Source organism: Caldisericum sp. (assembly GCF_049967455.1).
In the GTDB taxonomy this organism is placed as follows: Bacteria; Caldisericota; Caldisericia; order Caldisericales; family Caldisericaceae; genus Caldisericum; species Caldisericum exile_A.
Genome location: NZ_JBMFSR010000127.1, coordinates 1 through 526, shown reverse-complemented (window position 1 = coordinate 526; position 526 = coordinate 1). Strand labels below are relative to the sequence as shown.

Here is a 526-nt window from a genome sequence, read left to right as displayed (position 1 = left end):
GCATTAATGTTTTTTGTAGACATAACATCTTCAAGTTCAAGTTTTGCTGGTATCATATCAAAATTATACCTATTTTTAATTATTAGAGATTTTAAATCTTTACCGAGAAAAATATCACGAGATGAATAAACGAAATTTTTGGGATTATCACCGAGAAAAAATGTGGCTGATCCTTGAGGATCTAAATCTATAAAAAGAATATTTTTTTGTTGAGATAAGTAAAAAGCAAAATTGATTGCAAGAGTTGTCTTACCTACCCCACCTTTTTGATTGGCTATTACATAAATTTTATTCATTTATATTCTCCTTTTTTTACAGTGTAAAAAATACTGTACATTACTTTATACAGTGTGTTATATACTGCCGAGTATAAAATACAGTGTATATTATAGCATCAAAAATCAAAATGTCAATATGACGAATTTATCACAAAAGTCCTATGTTAAATTCAATTCGATTGAGAGAAAAGCAAAAAAGCGGTATGATAAGATTAGATGCATCAAAAATAATTGATGAAAATGCGCAA

General features: G+C 27.4%; 1 protein-coding gene. It reads right to left on the bottom strand.

Features of this window, described 5'->3' with window-relative positions:
- On the bottom strand, positions 1–296 hold a 296-nt coding region (locus ACP5SP_RS08150; RefSeq protein WP_428076588.1), incomplete at its 3' end, for a ParA family protein.
- Between the last annotated feature and the right edge of the window lie 230 nt (positions 297–526).